The organism is Enterobacter sp. MGH 37 (genome assembly GCF_000534515.1).
Taxonomy (GTDB): domain Bacteria; phylum Pseudomonadota; class Gammaproteobacteria; order Enterobacterales; family Enterobacteriaceae; genus Enterobacter; species Enterobacter kobei.
Genome location: NZ_KI973206.1, coordinates 75,387 through 91,068, shown reverse-complemented (window position 1 = coordinate 91,068; position 15,682 = coordinate 75,387). Strand labels below are relative to the sequence as shown.

General features: G+C 56.1%; 14 protein-coding genes. 5 read left to right on the top strand and 9 right to left on the bottom strand.

Features of this window, described 5'->3' with window-relative positions; translation table 11 throughout:
* Positions 1-137: 137 nt before the first annotated feature.
* From yqaB to L383_RS10700, 5 genes are all read left to right on the top strand, one after another.
* A complete protein-coding gene (gene yqaB / locus L383_RS10680) occupies positions 138-704 on the top strand; it encodes a fructose-1-phosphate/6-phosphogluconate phosphatase (RefSeq protein ID WP_014884975.1) in 567 nt (188 codons plus the stop codon).
* Positions 701-1,129, top strand: coding sequence for a YqaA family protein (locus tag L383_RS10685; protein WP_014884974.1), 429 nt, complete (start codon positions 701-703; stop codon positions 1,127-1,129). The genes yqaB and L383_RS10685 overlap by 4 nt, the downstream gene beginning before the upstream one ends.
* Before the next feature lie 83 nt (positions 1,130-1,212).
* Positions 1,213-2,757, top strand: a complete 1,545-nt coding sequence (gene gshA, locus L383_RS10690) for a glutamate--cysteine ligase (protein ID WP_023331146.1) — start codon at positions 1,213-1,215, stop codon at positions 2,755-2,757.
* A 152-nt stretch (positions 2,758-2,909) separates the two neighbouring features.
* Entirely contained in the window at positions 2,910-3,425 is a 516-nt protein-coding gene (gene luxS, locus L383_RS10695) for an S-ribosylhomocysteine lyase (protein WP_014884972.1), read from the top strand.
* Between the two features lie 53 nt (positions 3,426-3,478).
* Complete coding sequence (locus L383_RS10700; protein WP_023331145.1) at positions 3,479-4,243, top strand: AraC family transcriptional regulator; 765 nt, start codon at positions 3,479-3,481, stop codon at positions 4,241-4,243.
* Here the strand turns inward: L383_RS10700 and leuA are convergent.
* The 9 genes from leuA to nrdF all read right to left on the bottom strand — a co-directional run bounded on the left by leuA (position 4,230) and on the right by nrdF (position 15,673).
* Positions 4,230-5,885, bottom strand: a complete 1,656-nt coding sequence (gene leuA / locus L383_RS10705) for a 2-isopropylmalate synthase (RefSeq protein ID WP_023331144.1) — start codon at positions 5,883-5,885, stop codon at positions 4,230-4,232. The two genes, L383_RS10700 and leuA, sit on opposite strands and share 14 nt — an antisense overlap.
* Before the next feature lie 166 nt (positions 5,886-6,051).
* Positions 6,052-7,599, bottom strand: coding sequence for a multidrug efflux MFS transporter permease subunit EmrB (gene emrB, locus L383_RS10710; protein WP_014884969.1), 1,548 nt, complete (start codon positions 7,597-7,599; stop codon positions 6,052-6,054).
* Positions 7,600-7,615: 16 nt separating this feature from the next.
* Positions 7,616-8,788: a multidrug efflux MFS transporter periplasmic adaptor subunit EmrA gene (emrA, locus tag L383_RS10715; RefSeq protein WP_014884968.1), complete on the bottom strand. Its 1,173-nt coding sequence runs from the start codon at positions 8,786-8,788 to the stop codon at positions 7,616-7,618.
* Positions 8,789-8,914: 126 nt separating this feature from the next.
* Complete coding sequence (mprA, locus tag L383_RS10720) at positions 8,915-9,445, bottom strand: transcriptional repressor MprA (RefSeq protein WP_014884967.1); 531 nt, start codon at positions 9,443-9,445, stop codon at positions 8,915-8,917.
* Positions 9,446-9,759: 314 nt separating this feature from the next.
* A complete protein-coding gene (locus L383_RS10725) occupies positions 9,760-10,944 on the bottom strand; it encodes an MFS transporter (protein ID WP_014884966.1) in 1,185 nt (394 codons plus the stop codon).
* A gap of 165 nt (positions 10,945-11,109) precedes the next feature.
* Entirely contained in the window at positions 11,110-12,105 is a 996-nt protein-coding gene (gene proX, locus L383_RS10730) for a glycine betaine/L-proline ABC transporter substrate-binding protein ProX (protein ID WP_023331143.1), read from the bottom strand.
* 9 nt (positions 12,106-12,114) lie between these two features.
* Complete coding sequence (proW, locus tag L383_RS10735; RefSeq protein ID WP_014884964.1) at positions 12,115-13,185, bottom strand: glycine betaine/L-proline ABC transporter permease ProW; 1,071 nt, start codon at positions 13,183-13,185, stop codon at positions 12,115-12,117.
* Positions 13,169-14,380: a glycine betaine/L-proline ABC transporter ATP-binding protein ProV gene (proV, locus tag L383_RS10740; protein WP_014884963.1), complete on the bottom strand. Its 1,212-nt coding sequence runs from the start codon at positions 14,378-14,380 to the stop codon at positions 13,169-13,171. Before proV ends, proW begins: the two co-directional genes overlap by 17 nt.
* 333 nt (positions 14,381-14,713) lie before the next feature.
* Complete coding sequence (nrdF, locus tag L383_RS10745) at positions 14,714-15,673, bottom strand: class 1b ribonucleoside-diphosphate reductase subunit beta (RefSeq protein ID WP_023331142.1); 960 nt, start codon at positions 15,671-15,673, stop codon at positions 14,714-14,716.
* Positions 15,674-15,682: the final 9 nt, after the last annotated feature.

Sequence of the window (15,682 nt, the reverse complement as noted above, 5' to 3'; positions counted from 1 at the left end):
CGGATGCACCATCTCTTCTTATCGTCCCCTTCGATGTTTAGTTCTTAATCACTCTCATTGTTATCACTTCGCAATCAGCGACAAAAACCACCATTTACGATAAAGTAATGCTTTGTTAATCGTTTAGCGAGAGCACGATGTACGCACAGTATGACGGTTTGATCTTCGATATGGATGGCACCCTGCTGGATACCGAACCCACGCATCGTCAAGCCTGGACCGAGGTCCTGGGCCGCTACGGTATGCGTTTCGACCTGCAGGCGATGATAGCCCTCAACGGATCCCCAACCTGGCGTATTGCGCAGGCCGTGATTGAACTGAATCAGGCCGATCTCGACCCCTACCTGCTCGCGCGCGAAAAAACCGATGCGGTTAAAGCCATACTGTTAGACACCGTACAACCTTTACCCCTTATCGACGTGGTTAAAGCGTGGCACGGACGTCGCCCTATGTCTGTCGGCACGGGCAGCGAGAGCGCGATTGCAGAAGCCTTGCTCAACCATCTTGGCCTGCGCCACTATTTTTCAGCTGTCGTCGCTGCCGATCATGTTAAGCGTCACAAGCCAGCACCGGACACCTTCCTGCTCTGCGCAGAATTAATGGGCGTACCGGCGGCAAAATGCGTCGTGTTTGAGGATGCCGATTTTGGTATCCAGGCCGCACGTGATGCCGGAATGGATGCGGTGGATGTGCGCTTACTGTGAGTGACGCATTGTCACTTGCCTCATTATTCGCCAGCAGTTTTTTAAGCGCCACGCTGTTACCGGGAAATTCGGAAGTGGTGCTGGTGGCGATGTTGTTGTCCGGCGTCAGTCAGCCCTGGCTACTTGTATTAATAGCAACAATGGGTAATAGCCTTGGAGGACTGACTAACGTTATTCTTGGGCGTTTCTTTCCGCTGCGCAAAACGTCGCGCTGGCAGGAAAAGGCAGTTGGCTGGCTAAAACGCTATGGCGCTGCCACGCTGTTATTAAGCTGGATGCCTGTAATAGGCGATTTACTGTGTCTGCTGGCGGGATGGATGCGCATCTCCTGGGGACCGGTGCTCTTTTTTTTGTGCCTTGGCAAGGCGTTGCGCTATGTTCTCGTGGCGTGGGCAACACTACAGGGTATGACGTGGTGGCACTAATTGGTGGAATGAATACGCGACCTTCAATCGTCAACCATTACAATTATGCTGAGTAACATTACTTTGACAGGCGGGAGGTCAATTTGATCCCGGACGTATCTCAGGCGCTGGCCTGGCTGGAAAACCACCCTCAGGCTCTGAAGGGTATTCAGCGTGGTCTTGAGCGTGAAACGCTGCGCGTTAACGCGGACGGTAGCTTAGCGACGACGGGTCACCCGAAGGCGTTAGGCTCGGCGCTGACACATAAATGGATCACAACCGATTTCGCTGAAGCGCTGCTGGAGTTCATCACGCCGGTGGACGGCGATATTGATCACATGCTGACAATCCTGCGCGATATTCATCGCTATACGGCGCGCAATCTTGGTGACGAGCGTATGTGGCCGCTCAGCATGCCGTGCTATATCGAACAGGGCCAGGAGATTGAGCTGGCGCAGTACGGCACGTCAAATATCGGTCGGCTGAAAACGCTCTATCGTGAAGGTCTGAAAAATCGCTACGGCGCATTGATGCAGACCATCTCTGGCGTGCACTACAATTTCTCGCTGCCGATGGCGTTCTGGCAGGCGAAAGGGGGAGAAACGGACAAAGAAGCGATCTCAGCCGGGTATTTCCGTCTGATCCGCAACTATTACCGTTTCGGCTGGGTGATCCCGTATCTCTTTGGCGCGTCACCTGCCATTTGCTCTTCGTTCCTGCAGGGGAAACCCACCACGCTGCCGTTCGAAAAGACCGAGTGCGGCATGTACTATCTCCCGTACGCGACGTCTCTTCGCATGAGCGATCTGGGCTATACCAATAAATCGCAAAGCAATCTCGGTATTACGTTTAACGAATTGCACGAATATGTGGCAGGATTGAAGCGGGCGATCAAAACCCCGTCGGAAGAGTACGCGAAAATCGGCCTCGAAAAAGACGGCAAACGCCTGCAAATCAACAGCAACGTGTTGCAGATTGAAAACGAACTGTATGCGCCAATTCGTCCTAAGCGCGTGACGCGCAGCGGTGAAACCCCGTCGGATGCGCTACAGCGCGGCGGCATTGAATACATTGAAGTACGTTCGCTGGATATCAACCCGTTCTCACCGATTGGCGTTGATGAGCAGCAGGTTCGCTTCCTGGATCTGTTTATGGTCTGGTGTGCGCTGGCGGATGCGCCGGAAATGAGTGCAGACGAACTGCTTTGCACCCGTACAAACTGGAATCGCGTGATTCTGGAAGGGCGTAAGCCTGGTCTGACGCTGGGTATTGGCTGCGAAACGGCACAGTTCCCGCTGACCAAAGTGGGTAAAGATCTGTTCCGTGACCTGAAGCGTGTTGCCCGGACTCTGGACAGCATTGACGGCGGCGACGCCTACCAACAGATCTGCGACCAGTTGGTAGAGTGCTTCGATAACCCGGAACTAACATTCTCAGCACGCATTCTGCGTTCTATGATTGATCAGGGCATTGGTGGTACCGGGCGTGCACTCTCCGCGGAGTACCGTGAGATGCTGATGCAGGAGCCATTACAGATCCTGCGCGAAGCGGATTTTGAAGCAGAACGCGATGCGTCCGTGGTGCGTCAGAAAGAAGTTGAAGCGGCGGATACGGAGTCGTTTGAAGCGTTTCTGGCGAAACAGGCTTGAACCAAAAGAAAAAGGCCACATCGCTGTGGCCAAAATATACATCTCTGAATTCAGGGATGATGATAACAAATGCGCGTCTTTCATATACTCAGACGCGCATTGTGTAGAAGAGTTCAGTTTATTTTAAAAAAAATCACTATCGGAGGTGACGTATGCCGTTATTAGATAGCTTTACTGTCGACCATACCCGTATGGAAGCACCTGCAGTCCGCGTGGCAAAGACCATGCACACCCCGCACGGCGACACAATCACCGTCTTCGATCTGCGCTTCTGCGTGCCGAACAAAGAAGTGATGCCAGAGAAAGGCATTCACACGCTGGAGCACCTGTTCGCCGGATTTATGCGCGACCACCTGAACGGTAACGGCGTTGAGATTATCGATATCTCTCCGATGGGCTGCCGTACCGGTTTCTACATGAGCCTGATCGGTCAGCCGGAAGAGAAACGCGTTGCAGACGCGTGGAAAGCAGCCATGGAAGACGTGCTGAAGGTGAAAGAGCAGAACCAGATCCCAGAGCTGAACGTTTACCAGTGCGGGACTTACCAGATGCACTCTCTGGAAGAAGCGCAGGACATCGCTCGTCACATCATCGAGCGTGATGTTCGCGTGAACAGCAACGAAGAGCTGGCCCTGCCGAAAGAAAAACTGCAGGAACTGCACATCTAGTGCACCTTTTCCCTCTCCCTCCGGGAGAGGGTAGGGTGAGGGTTGTTTAGCCCATGACCACAACCTCAACGTTCTCCTTTACCCATCGTCCCCTTGTTCCGTTTGCCCATGATTACGTTCATGGCGACAGTGAGCCATGGCACCAGCACGAATGCGCGCAGCTGCTGCACAGCCTGACGGGCGTCGTGCGGGTCGAAACGGCATCTGGCTGTTGGGTGGTACCCCCCGGACGCGGCGTCTGGCTTCCTGCGGGGACACAACACGCCCTGCGCATCACCGGTAGCGTAGCGGCGCGAGCGCTGTTTATCGATCCACTGGCGCGAGCCGATCTCCCGGCCACGTGCCAGATCGTGCAGATCTCGCCCCTGTTGCGCGAGCTGATCCTCGCCGCCCTCTCACTGCCTGAATCGTACTCACCGGGAAGCCGTGACGAGCGCGTGTATGAACTCATTCTGGATGAACTTCGCATCATGCCGGTGCTGCCGTTTCATCTGCCGGAGCCGGAAAGTGAACCGTTACGACAGCTGTGCCGACAGATCCGTCAGTCGCCAGGAGAGAGCTGGAACAGTCAACAGAGCGCGAGCGCGCTTGGCATGAGCGAGCGCACGCTGAACCGTCATTTTCAGCAGCAGACGGGATTACGCTACAGCGAGTGGGTGAGAAGGGCGCGGCTGCTGGAAGCCTTAGTGCGGCTGGCGCAGGGCCAGCCGGTATTAGGTGTGGCGCTGGATCTGGGGTACGGCAGCCACAGCGCCTTTACGGCCATGTTCCGCCGGGTGATGGGTATCTCACCCAGCGATTATTTTAAGAACGACTGACCGCATTAAAGAGCGCCTGAAGCGATGCGCGTGCAACGTCGCTATCAATGCCTACGCCCCAGCGGCTGGTACCGTCCTGGAACAGACAGCGAATGTATGCCACCGAGCGGCTGTCGCTGCGTTCACCCAGCGTGTGTTCGTGATAATCCTTAATTACAAACGGCGCGTTGATCCAGCGGCTCAGGCCATGAGCGGCAGCGGACAGCAAGCCATTCCCGTGTCCCTCAAGCTGACGCGTCCCCCCCTGCGTTGTGACGCTTGCCGTTAAACGCAACTGGCCATCCTGCTGACTGTCGCTGCGGTACGATTGCAGCGCAAACTGCGGTGTTTCCACCAGACCGTAGCGGGTGCGGAACAGCTGCCACAGTGCATTTTGCGTCATCTCTTTTCCGTGGCGGTCGGTTTCCTGCTGCACGTGCTGGCTGAAATCCTGCTGCAGGGCGCGGGGCAGTTTCAGCCCATGATTTTGCTCGATAAGCCACGCGCTACCGCTTTTCCCTGACTGGCTGTTCACTCGGATCACCGCTTCATAGGTGCAGCCGATATCCTGAGGGTCAACAGGCAGGTAGGGCATCTCCCAGCGCTCGCCAGGCTTGCGGGCATCAAAGCCTTTTTTGATCGCGTCCTGGTGCGAACCGGAGAAGGCGGTATAGGCCAGCCGTCCTGCCCACGGATGGCGCGGGTGTACCGGCAGCTGGTTGCAGGTTTCCACCACTTCCACCACCCGGTTCATATCGCTAAAGTCCAGGCCGGGGCTAACGCCCTGGCTGTAGAGGTTCATCGCCAGCGTCACCAGGCAGACGTTGCCCGTCCGCTCGCCGTTACCAAACAGACAGCCCTCGACGCGGTCAGCCCCGGCCATGACGGCCAGCTCCGCGCTGGCGACGCCGGTGCCGCGGTCGTTATGCGGATGCACGCTGATGCAGACGTCGGCGCGGCGGCTGAAGTGACGGCAGAAATATTCAATCTGATCGGCATAGACGTTTGGCGTACTGACTTCAACGGTGGCCGGTAAGTTGATGATCATCGGACGCGCATCGCACGGCTGCCAGATCTCTGCCACGGCCTCACAAATTTCCAGCGCAAACTCCGGCTCGGTAAAACAGAAGGTTTCCGGTGAATATTCATACTGCCAGTGGGTATCCGGGTTCTCTTCACACAGCTGACGAATAAGGCGGGTGGAGCGCGTAGCCAGCTCGACGATTTGCGCCTTCTCCATGCCAAACACCAGACGACGGAACAGCGGGGCGGTGGCGTTATAAAGATGTACCGTGGCCTGCTTTGCGCCGCGCAGGGACTCAAAGGTGCGGACGATCAGATCTTCCCGCGCCTGCGTGAGCACCTGAATGGTGACATCATCCGGGATGCGGTTCTCTTCAATCAGCTGGCGAACAAAGTTGAAGTCCGTCTGTGAGGCGGAAGGAAAGGCGACCTCAATCTCCTTAAAGCCGCAGCTCAGCAGAAGATCCCAAAACTGCAGCTTGCGGGCGCTGTCCATCGGCTCGGCCAGCGCCTGGTTGCCGTCTCGTAAGTCGGTTGAGAGCCAGCGCGGCGCGCGGGTGATGCGCTTCTCCGGCCAGCGGCGATCGGGCAGAGAGAGAGTAGGGTAAGGCGTGTATTTGTCTGCGGGTGTGTTCAGCATGGTGCGCTCCTGTTGTCTTTTCACTATCGTGACGAGATTTCAGGCGCGCTGCTTTATCGGAAATGACAATTGCTATCGCGTTTTGGACAACCGGGCCTGCGGATGGCGGCCCGGTTATCGTAGGCCGGGTAAGGCGTAGCCGCCACCCGGCAACCGCCGCAGAGGACTAGTGCGCGCCACCGCCCCCGCCACCGGCACCAAACGGTGGTCTGGCAAACCACACCAGCCCCAGCAGGACGATGAAGATCCCTGCCGAAATCCAGAAAATCTCGTTGGCCGAGATAATCAGTCCCTGGCTGGTGATCTGCTGGGCAATCCAGCCGGATGCCTGCTGCTCCGTCATCCCCATGCCCTGCAGCTGGCTGTACATCTGCTGGGCATTCGGGTTGTACGGATTCACCGCTTCGGTCAGCTGGGCATGGTGCATCGATTCACGGTTCGTCCACAGGGTGGTGGTGATCGACGTCCCGATGGAGCCCGCCAGCGTTCGGGTGAAGTTCGACAGGCTCGACGCCGCCGCCAGACGCTCAGGGGGTAAGCCGGAGAGCGTGATGGTGGTTAGCGGCATAAAGAAGCACGCGACCGCGAAGCCCTGAATAAACTGCGGCCACGCCGAGGCGCCAAAGTCCATTCCCGGCTCGAAGGTATACGCACGCCAGTAGAAGCACACCGCGTACATGATGAAACTGAACGTCACCAGACGACGCATGTCGAGCTTATGGGCGAAGCGCCCAATGATCGGCGACAGCAGAACCGGGATCACCCCAACAGGTGCAGACGCCAGCCCCGCCCAGGTTGCGGTATAGCCATACACCTCCTGCAACAGCTGTGGCAGCAGAACAATCGCGCCGAAGTAGAGCATATAGGCGAGGCTGATACACAGACAGCCGATGGTGAAGTTTCGCGACTTAAACAGCGAGAGATCGACTATCGGGTTGTCGTCCGTCAGCTCCCAGACAATCAGGAAGCTGAGCGACACCACCGCGACAATGGTCAGGATGACGATCTCCTGCGAGTTGAACCAGTCGAGCTCTTTACCCCGGTCGAGCATGATCTGCAGGCTACCGATACCCAGGATCAGCAGCGCCAGCCCGATGCTGTCGATACGCCGCTGTTCGGTGCGCGTCTCTCGTCCCCGCAGCGATTGCAGCGTCATTAATACCACGACGGCGCCAATCGGTACGTTGATGAAGAAGATCCAGCCCCAGTGATAGTTATCGCTGATGTATCCGCCGAGAATGGGTCCGCAGATAGGCGCGACGATCACGGTCATTGACCAGAGCGCCAGCGCGACGGAGCGTTTCGCAGGGGGATAGTTGCTCAGCAGCAAACTCTGGGAAAGCGGGATCAGCGGCCCGGCGACAATCCCCTGAATGACGCGGAAGAAAATCAACATCGTCAGGCTGTTTGACATGCCGCATGCCCAGGAGGCCAGCACAAACGCCACCGTAGACCACAGGAACAGCTTCACCTCACCGACGCGCTTTGCCAGCCAGCCGGTGATCGGAATGGAGATGGCGTTTGCCACCCCGAATGAGGTAATGACCCAGGTCCCCTGGCTCAGCGACGAGCCAAGGTTACCGGCGATGGTCGGGATCGCCACGTTTGCGATGGTGGAGTCCAGCACCTGCATGAATGTCGCCAGCGACAGCGCAATGGTCATAATGACCAGCTGCGCGCCTTCCAGCGGTTTTTGCGGCTTTTGCTGTTGCATAACGCTCACCTTCGGATTAACCGGCGTTTGCCTTCACGATGTCATCGATCAGCTTGTTGACCGGATCGAGGCTAATTTCACGGGCGTTACTTTCATAAGCCGGGCTGCTACGCACCTGGCTTGCCAGGATCTGACCGTCGCGGTTCGCGGTGTCAACCGTCACAAGCGTTGAGAGGCCGATACGCAGCGGGTGATCCGCCAGCTGTTTTGCATCCAGTTCAATACGCACAGGCAGACGCTGAACCACTTTGATCCAGTTACCGGTGGCGTTCTGCGCAGGCAGCAGGGAGAAGGCGCTGCCGGTACCCATGTCCAGGCCAACCACTTTCCCGGTGTACTTCACGTCATCGCCGTAGATGTCGCTGACAACCGTCGCGGTCTGGCCGATACGCATATGGGCAAGTTGCGTCTCTTTAAAGTTAGCGTCTACCCACAGATTGTCTGCCGGAACGACCGCCATCAGCGGCGTGGTCGGGCTGATCTGCGCCCCAGGCTGAACGGAACGGCGGGAGACATAGCCGGTCATCGGGCTGACGATTTTGGTACGCTGCAGGGCTAGCCATGCGTTACGCACTTCAGTCGCCGCCTGCTGCACGGCGGGCTGGTTTTCAAGGCTGGTGCCCAGCACCATTGCCTGGTTGGCATTGTACTGTTGAATCGCCACATCCAGCTGCGCCTGAGCGCTGGCAACGGCATCGCGGGCGTGTTGCAGCTCTTCACGGCCAATCAGGTTGGCGGTGCCGAGCGGTACGCGGCGGTTGAGGTCGCTCTGCGCCTGTGCGAGTGCAGTTTTCTGCACGTCGATATTGGCCTGCAGCTGTTTGCTGTTGATCATCAGCTGGCGGGTCTGACGAACGCTGGAGGCCAGCGCGGTCTGGGCTTTCTCAAATGCCTGCTGCGCGTCAGTCGGATCGAGGGTGACCAACACATCGCCTTTTTGCACAAAGTCGGTATTGTCAGCCCAGACTTTCGTCACGCTGCCCGACACCTGCGCCATAATCTGTACCTGGTTCCCTGCCACGTAGGCGTCGTCTGTCTCTTCAGCATGACGCAATACTAAAAACCAATAGATCCCATATGCCACGGCAATAATAATAAAGAGCAAGGTCAACAGAAGAAGGGCACTTTTACGTTTGCCTTTCTTGTTGGCCGGTTGCTGCGGGTTAGTGCTCTCCGCATTTGCGCTCATTGTTGTTCTCCACGATCTTCTTATTTTCACATCGGCTGAGCCGACCTGTTGTCAGAAAGGCCAGCAGTGTGACGTGCTGGCCTGTCGGTTTTCTTATGAATCTGGATTGTTGAGCGTGTCGTCGCGTTAGCGCAGCGCCTCAAGAATGGCGCCATCTTCATCCATCTGATCCAGACGGGTGAGCAGCTTGCGCGTGATGTGCTCAAGCTGGTCGCGCTCGGCGGTGCTGAGGGCAGACCAGAGTTTGTGCAGGCAATTGTGCTGAGGTGGCAGTACCTCACGCAGGAATTCGTGACCTTTGTCGGTCAGTTGCAGATGCAGGCAACGACGATCGTTGTCGCTTTCACGGCGTTCAATCCAGCCGCGCTTTTCCAGCTCATCGGCAATACGGGTTGCGTTGGTACGGGAAGAGCCCAGCGCGCAGCTCAGCTCAGAAGGCTGAATACTGTGGTTTTCCTGAGACTCCAGCGTAATCAACGCCATAAACAACGTCTCGTTAATCCCTTGAGCTTTCAGCATCTTATTACGGTTTTCCAGTAGCTTACCCTGCATGTGCATGCACAGGCGAGTCAGCAGGATTTCCTGATACGGGAAGTCCTCATGGCGACTGGCGCGGAATTTAAGCATTTGTTCAATGGGCGTAAACGAACTATCCATTTGGGCATAACCTCATTAATTACAGCCGATATAGTAACGACAGTGACAAATAATGTAAATGAATTATTTGTGCGGTTATATCCGCCACATGAATGTCACCGTCAGAAAGCGCCGGGTAAGTCCGTGACCCGGTGAGCACAGAAAGAGTAGGGTGTGAACCCGTAGAAGAGAGGATGTGAGGACGGGGGTCTGAACTATTCATGCCAATTGTAGATATGTCACCCACATTAAAATTTCTGGGATAAATGATTACGTTTACATTAACAGACTGCAGGGCCCCTTTATACCCTAAGAGGCCCAAAGCAATGTAAAACTTAGTGAATCGCCTCCTGGCGATGGTAGCCGCGCCACCATACAAGAAGGTTGAGCGCGGCAACGATGGCCCCAATCCCACACACGCCCGACCAGCCAGCATGCTGCCACGCCGACGCTGAAATTAATGAACCGGCAGCACCACCAATGAAGTAGCTGGTCATGTATCCGGCGGTGAGGCGATTACGCGCTTCGGGTTTCACGCGATAAATCACGGTCTGATTAGTAATGTGGACACCCTGTACGGTGAGGTCGAGTACCAGAATACCGACGATCAGCGCCAGCACCGAGACGTGTCCATACCAGATCGCCGCCCATGAGAGCAGGAGCAAAACCAGCCCGGCGGTGGTGGTCAAATGTGATTTGCCTTTGTCGGCCAGCCCACCCGCCGGACGCGCGCCCAGCGCGCCCGCAGCACCGGCCAGGCCGAACAGACCAATGACGCCTTCAGAATAGTTAAACGGCGGTGCCGCGAGCAGAAACGCCATTGAGGTCCAGAGAATACTGAAGTTGGCGAAGGTCAAACATCCCAGCAGGGCGCGGGTGCGCAGGAGTTTATCCTGAGTGAACAGGCTGAACACGGAGGCCAGAAGCTGCGGATAGTTAAGATGGTTCTCTTGCTTCACCTTCGGCAGGCCGCGCCACAGCGCCAGCGCCATCACCACCATTAACACGCTCGCCACCCAGTAAACGGTGCGCCAGCCGCCGAGGCTTGCCAGTAGTCCTGCCACGGTACGCGCCAGCAAAATCCCCAGCAGCAGGCCGCTCATGATGGTGCCCACTACCTTGCCACGTTTGTCCGGGGAGGCCAGCGTCGCGGCGAGGGGTACCAGGATTTGCGCGACGACGGAGAACAGCCCTGTCAGCGCGGTACCGACGATCATCATCGTCAGCGACTGGCTGCTGGCGGTGATCAGCATGCCACCTGCCGCCAGCAGCGTCATCGAAACAATCAGCATCCGGCGTTCAAACATATCGCCAAGCGGTACCAGGAACAGCAACCCGGCGGCGTAGCCGAGCTGTGCCGCCGTCACGATGAAGCCAGCGGAACTGGCAGAAAGGTTGAACGCGCGGGCGATAGTGTCGAGAAGGGGTTGCGCGTAATAGTTGCTGGCGACGGCCAGACCCGTTGCCACGGACATTAAAAGGATAAGTGCGGGGCTAAGCCCTGGAGTTGTTTTTGTCATGAGTTTCAGGAATCGTTCGTTAAGTGATTATTTTTCCGGAAACCATAATAGCGAATGATTGTTAAGGTGGGGGGATTGTTGGGTGATGGATTGTGCGGTTTAGGGGGAGCGTGCGGTCTGGTGCCCTCACCCTGGCCCTCTCCCACAGGGAGAGGGCTAAGGACTTTACTTCTGCGCCGCAAGCGCCTCTTTCACCCAGCCGTCAAACTGCTGCTGGTGGGCTTTGATCCAGCCGTCGACGTGACCTTTGACATCCGCTTCAGACGATTTGCCCGCATGCATCATGGCGTTCTGAGCATTGATATCCGCCAGCGGCAATTTCATTACCGAGAACAATTTTGCTGCCGCCGGGTTTTTCTCGGCCCAGGCTTTGTTCGCCACAATGTGCATGGTATTCACCGGGAAGCCATAGTTCATGCCGTTCGGCAGTTTGGTGTCGATATCTTTCTGCTCGCCCGGCAGGGAGGAGAATGGCACCTGCAGCCACACCACGTCTTTACCCGGCTTCAGCACGTCGCTCACCCAGTACGGCGTCCAGGTGTAGTAGATCACCGGTTTACCCTCTTTGAACCGGGCAATGGTGTCGGCCATCATCGCCGAATAGTTGCCGTGGCTGACATCAACCGTCTTCGCCAGGTCATAGGCTTTGTTCTGGTGATTAATCACCGCTTCACAGCCCCAGCCCGGTGAGCAACCCATCATGTCTGCTTTACCGTCACCGTTGGTGTCGAACAGTTTGGCGATCTTCGGATCTTTCAGCTGTTCAATATTGGTGATGTGGTACTTATCGGCGGTTTTCTTGTCGATCAGATAACCCTGCGCTGCACCGGTTACGAAGGTGCCTTCACGATAGAATTTCTTGTCGCCACCGGCGGCGGCATACATATCGTCGTGCAGCGGCTGCCAGTTCACCGCGGTAAAGGTGGCATCACCGGAGGCAATCGAGGTGTAGCCCACGTTGTAATCCACTTCGCTCGGCGTGTTGACCGTGTAGCCCAGTTTTTCCAGGGCTCGGCTGACGATGAGCGTCTGGAAGCTCTCTTCCGAAATGGTGCTCTGCACCGGCTGCACGGTGATGCCTTTACCCGGCAGGTCAGCTGCAAACGTGCTGGTGGAGACAAGGGTGGCAAACGCTGTGGCAAAAAGTACGTTATGTCGCATCGTTGTTCCTTATTTTGATTTCGTGAAAGGGCGGGTGAATAACCCGACAGGGCCGGTGGTATACCAGCGACGGTTGCCGCGACTGCGTGAATCACGACCGACAGCCTGTGTCAGGCGGTCAAGAATAATGGCGAGGATCACAATGCCCACGCCGCCGACGGTAGCCAGCCCCATGTCGAGACGGCCAATACCGCGCAGCACCATCTGGCCCAGACCGCCCACGGCGATCATTGAGGCAATGACCACCATCGACAGCGCCAGCATCAGCGTCTGGTTAACGCCTGCCATGATGGTCGGCATCGCCAGCGGGAGCTGAACCTTAAACAGCATCTGACGCGGGCTGGCACCAAACGAGCGTGACGCTTCGATCAGATCGGCCGGCACCTGGTTAATGCCCAGGATGGTCAGACGAATAATCGGCGGCAGGGCGAAGATAATGGTTACCACCACGCCCGGCACGTTACCGATACCGAACAGCATTACGATAGGCACCAGATAGACGAATGCCGGTGTGGTCTGCATCGCATCCAGTAGCGGACGAATGATCTTCGCCGCCCGCGGGCTACGTGCAAGCCAGATCCCCATCGGCAGGCCGATGACAATACAGAAGAGCAGGGCGGTCAGCACCAGTGCCAGGGTGATCATCGCCTGCGACCAGGCGCCAATGGCGCCAATGGCAATCAGCGAAATCAGCGTGGCGATCCCCATTCCTGCGCTACCGAACTGCCAGGCGATCAGCGAGAACAAAACGATCGCGACCGGCGCTGGCATACCGAGCATCAGCTGCTGGAAGCCGTTGAGGATGTAATCCACCGGGACGCGGATCCCCTGAAAGAGCGGACGAAAATGCGTTACTACCCAGTCGATCCCCTCCGTGACCCAGCTATCGAGTGGGATCAGCGTTTTATGGAACGGATCCATAATGTTGAAGTGTTCTGGCGCAGGCGCAGGTGCGCTGTTGAGCCAGTCCGCCGCGCCACCGCCATCGGCAGGTGCTGGCGTGGAGCCCCACGCATCGGCAGATTGCGCAGCGCTGTCCGCTGCTTCAGTGGTGCCCCACGGGTTAGATTGATCGGTCATTGTTTGCTCCCTCGCGATCTAAAGCCTGCAGCAACATGCGTTTTGAGATGATGCCGACGTACTGTTGTTCTTCCCCGACGACCGGAACGGCACACGGCGCCTGGCCGACGTGGGAGAGCAACTCGCTGAGCGGCGTTTCGGCGTCCACGGCAAGGGGAGCGTCAATTAACGCCGCATCGATTCCCTGATTTTCGCTAAGGGCGGTTTTCAGGGAGTCGATGGAGACAATGCCGACAAATTTATTGCCGCGTTCAACCAGATAACCGTATTCACGGTCTTCGTCCTGCAGAAGCTTAAGCGCGGAGCGTGGACCGAAACCTGGCGTTTTACGGATGATGCCGTTTGGCGTTCGACGGGCAATATCTTTCGCGCTAAACACATGGCTAATATCCACGCCGCGGAAGAAGGTACGCACGTAATCATTTGCCGGATTATTCAGTATTTCATCCGGCGTGCCGACCTGCACCACCTCACCATTTTGCATAATGGCGATTCGGTCGCCAATACGCATGGCTTCATCTAAATCATGGGAAATAAAGACAATGGTTCGCTGATGTTTTGCCTGTAATTTTACCAGCTCATCCTGCATCTCGGTGCGAATTAACGGGTCGAGCGCGGAGAAGGCTTCATCCATTAATAATATGTCTGGATTAATGGCTAATGCGCGGGCTAAGCCCACACGCTGACGCATCCCGCCGGAAAGTTCATCCGGGTAGGCGTGAGCATAATTTTCGAGCCCAACCTGACGCAGCGCATCAAGCGCTTTTTCCTGACGTTCTTGCGCAGCAACGCCCGCTAATTCCATACCGAAAGCGGCATTATCCAGCACCGTCATATGCGGCATTAGCGCGAATGACTGGAACACCATTGCAATCTTCTTTCTGCGCACCTCGCGGAGCTCTGCGTCTGATATTCTGGCGATATCTACGCCGTCAATCAGCACCTGTCCGCGGGTGGGTTCAATCAGGCGATTGAGAAGGCGAACCATAGTGGATTTACCCGAACCGGATAACCCCATGATGACAAAAATCTCGCCTTCTTCAATGGCCAGACTGGCGTCTTTAACGCCAAGCGATAGCCCGGTTTTTTCCAGAATTTGCTCTTTCGTAAGGCCTTTTTCAATATATTTGAATGCGCGCTGTGGATGCTCGCCAAATACTTTATAAAGATTTTTCACTTCTAATTTAATTGCCATGCAATAGAGAGTGTCCTGTTATTTGTTTATGCCAATATGATTACCATGGTAAATTGTTAACGGGCATAACCCTAACATACTGAGAATCTGAGACAACCCTGCGTTTGCTTATGGTGGGGATTTTCAGGTAAGCGAAACGGCTGAATTTCCCATGAGTAAAGGGCTGAGCGTCATTTGAGTTTTTCTTAAATTTTTGCTGCTGCATCGGGGAATTTCGCCTGAATCGGTGTGATTCAGGCGAATATGACGGAGGAATTACAGCGTAGTTCCCAGGGAAATATTCTGGTAGAAATAAAGGGATTTATATTTAATTAATGAACGTTAATTCACTCATTAAAAATCCCAGTCTTCGTCTTTCGTCTCCACCGCTTTGCCCATCACATACGATGAACCGGACCCGGAGAAGAAATCGTGGTTTTCGTCGGCATTAGGCGACAGCGCCGCCAGAATGGCCGGGTTCACTTCCGCCATCTCCGGCGGGAACAGCGCCTCGTAACCAAGGTTCATCAGCGCCTTGTTGGCGTTGTAGCAGAGGAACGCTTTGACGTCTTCTTCCCAGCCCGTTCCGGCGTACAGCTCTTCGGTATAGCTCAGCTCGTTATCGTACAGATCCATCAGCAAATCGAGCGCAAACCCTTTTAGTTCATCGCGTTGTTCCGTACTGATTTTCTCCAGACCTTTCTGGTATTTATAGCCGATATAATACCCGTGCACCGCTTCATCCCGAATGATGAGCCGAATCAGGTCGGCGGTGTTGGTAAGCTTGCCCCGGCTCGACCAGTACATTGGCAGCCAGAAGCCAGAGTAGAAGAGGAAGGATTCCAGAAACACGCTGGCGACCTTCTTTTTCAGCGGCTCGTCGGCCCGATAATACTCAAGCACCAGCGCAGCCTTGCGCTGCAATGACGCGCTCTCTTCACTCCAGGCGTAAGCCGCATCCACGTCTTTGGTCTGGCACAGCGTGGAAAAAATCGAGCTGTAAGAGCGGGCGTGCACCGCCTCCATAAAGCTGATGTTCGACATCACCGCCTCTTCATGCGGTGTCAGCGCGTCAGCCATCAACGCCGGGGCACCAACGGTGTTCTGGATGGTGTCCAGGAGCGTCAGGCCGGTAAAGACGCGGATCGTCAGCTTTTGCTCGGCGTGGCTCAGGGTTTGCCAGGCCGGAATATCATTGGAGAGCGGGACTTTTTCCGGCAGCCAGAAGTTGCTGGTCAGGCGGTTCCATACCTCCAGATCTTTATCGTCCTGGATTTTGTTCCAGTTAACGGCATTCACGCGTGACAGTTTCATCCTCTCTCC